We start from the raw sequence: 2,566 nt of genomic DNA on the forward strand, positions 1-2,566 counted from the left end.
GAAGCAACCGGATTCGGTTGATTGAGAAAATCTCGCCAATTTAATCGATTTAACTGCACTACTTGATAGTTAAATTCTAACACCTTAAAATCGGGAAAATCGACTACATATTGACTAATCGCTGCTCTTTTTGGCTTTGAATAAGAAAAAATTACAATCGGATAAATCGGTAAGACAAATTTCTCATGAAAGCGAGCAAAATAAGTAAACATTCGCCGGTTAAACCACTTGCGGGAACTTTCCTGCGCCTCTACATGAATCAGAAAGAAAGATTCTTTTCCTCGAAACTTAACTTGTGCGACTAAATCGCTTTCATACCTTTCTCCTTCTGTGACATCGGTAAATACTTCTTTGTCTAAAAAAGTAATCGAGTCCCTATCTAAATAATCGATCAATTGAGGAAAAAACAACTCAATAAATTCGACAAAAAAGGTGGAGATTAACTCCTTAAATAAGCGATCATGGTCAATATTATTAGTCATGTAAAGGTGTCTGCGATCGCTTCGATGGGTACAGTCAACAGTTCAAAGAACATGGCATTATGGGGAAAGTAGTCTAATTCTGGTGGACATTATAACACATAAAAGCCAGATCGAAAAAAAGTTTTCGATAACTCCGTCTTGAGGCGGTCGTAAGAACTAAGCAGTTAAAGTATTTAACCAATTGATTAAATCTTCAACCCTAGAGAAATCGAATAAAGCTTCTCTCTCACAAGTCCAGAAAACGGGTTTCTCAAAGAAACCCGTTTTCTAAATAGAAACCCCTTTTCTCAGTTGAGATTGCTTCTGCGCCTTTTTCTGATTTTTCTTGCCAAGTGCCGTGAAAACTGGGAGGGATAACACTGGGTAATTGCAGACAGCAAAGGGGTTCTTTTTCTAACTGTTGACTATCATAGATTCTCACTTGGCTGCTGTGATTATTGCCGTCGTAAACCACGACGATTAACCATCCCGTTTCTGGAGATAAACCATCGGAGACAAAAATCGGTTCACTGCCATAACAGTTATTTTCTAGATAAGCAATAGTTAACTTACCTGTGGAGTGATTATAACAAGCGGGAAGTCCGATAATTTCCCGACGAATATCGCTATCGGGACGATGAACAGCTAAAAAAGTATTTTGCCATTTTTGTCCCACCAGTTGCGGGGAAACCACGGGAAAATCACAGCTTAAATCCGAGAGAATTTCCTGATTAATCACCTTTGCTGATAGGGGATTGATGGTGATACTTGCTAATTTTCCGATGGCTAAGGTTTCGGTTTCACCCGTGGCAACTTCTTTTAAAAATTGATTAGTTTTAAAGTCGTCATAACGGACAAAAACAATTTCAAGATTGCCTTGGTCATTCACACAACCATTAGCGAAGTGCCATTGAAACCATGAATCTGTAACACTTTCACTGACTAATTGCAGAGAATCTCGCTCAAAAATTAGTATTCTTGTTCCTAATTCTGGCTGCCACTGCATGGCATCACTAAAAGTTTTAAATCCCAACAGTATCGATAATTTATCTGCTTTTATCGGTGGGACAAAAAAGACGAGATACTGTCCTGCTAAAACAAAGTCATGCAGCAGAGACAATCTATCTAACTCAAAAGTGTTTTTCTGGATAATTTGACCAGTGGAGTCAGACTTATAGAGATTTAAACTAACTTTGGCACTGATTGTCACCCCGAAATTAAAAATCTCTCCTCTGGACAAATCTACTTTGGGATGAGCGGAAAAAGTTTCCTTTGCTTGTAAGCTAGATAAATTATCTAAGCCTAGGGTTTCTAAAGATTGTAAATCTAATTTATGGGGAAAACCCCCTTCCCAGAGAGCTAATAATTTATCGGGTAAAGCTAACACCGAGGTATTAGCGGCATTTTTTACCTCTTTTCCCCAATTATTCCAAAAGAAGCCGGGGGCATTCATGCCATAATTGGGAAATAAATATTGATTAGCGGCGCTTTCTTGCTGATAACCGGCAGTCTGAACATAACGATAGGTGGCACTGGCTCCCTTATCATGAAAATGTACAGCTAAAACTGCCCCATCTCCGTCAAACCAATGACCAACTTTTTGCTTACCCCTTTCTAATCTCCCCGGACCATTGCGATAGAGACTCCCCCGCAATCCGTCAGGAATTTTCCCCGATAATAAGGTTAATTGGGTTTCAGAAAATTCGACTGCTGGTTTTTCTAGAGATTTTGCCCAAGCTTTCATAGATTTGTTTTTTTTAGTGATTACATAGTTTAAGTATAGCCCTAGACTAGGTTCAATGACGATAACTTAGGCAGTTTACCAGTTAATTAGTATTCGTCACAACCCATCAATTATATCATTATAAAGTATCGGGATCAATTCCCAGAGAACGGATATATTCAGCTAAACGTTCAGCTTTAAGACGCTCTTGTTCTAATTGTAAACTTGCTTGTTCAGCTTTTTGAGATAACTCAATAGAAGTCAAAAACTTCTGACCATCTAAACTATAAATTTCTAACTCATCTTCTGTCAATTCAAATCGGATATTTAACCGAGGACTAACCCATCCCTTAATCTCAGGTATAGAGCTTAATAGTCCTTC

General features: G+C 38.3%; 2 protein-coding genes and 2 pseudogenes. All 4 read right to left on the reverse strand.

The window, feature by feature from the left end:
• Positions 1-482 (reverse strand): Rpn family recombination-promoting nuclease/putative transposase (locus EWV68_RS07855; protein WP_502705780.1); only part of this gene is annotated, 482 nt, incomplete at its 3' end.
• Positions 483-638: 156 nt separating this feature from the next.
• Positions 639-704: pseudogene (locus EWV68_RS22065) on the reverse strand (DUF4351 domain-containing protein); the annotation flags it as partial.
• A gap of 28 nt (positions 705-732) precedes the next feature.
• Positions 733-2,205 carry a carotenoid oxygenase family protein gene (locus EWV68_RS07860; protein WP_061431551.1) on the reverse strand — a complete coding sequence of 491 codons (1,473 nt, stop codon included), beginning with the start codon at positions 2,203-2,205 and terminating at the stop codon, positions 733-735.
• A gap of 118 nt (positions 2,206-2,323) precedes the next feature.
• Positions 2,324-2,566, reverse strand: a pseudogene (locus EWV68_RS07865) (Uma2 family endonuclease); the annotation flags it as partial.

The sequence above is a fragment of the Microcystis sp. M_QC_C_20170808_M9Col genome (assembly GCF_007095495.1).
In the GTDB taxonomy this organism is placed as follows: Bacteria; Cyanobacteriota; Cyanobacteriia; order Cyanobacteriales; family Microcystaceae; genus Microcystis; species Microcystis aeruginosa.

Coding starts and splice junctions, on each gene's coding strand:
- EWV68_RS07860 (WP_061431551.1), bottom strand. CDS start 2,205: ATGAAAGCTTGGGCAAAATCTCTAGAAAAACCAGCAGTCGAATTTTCT.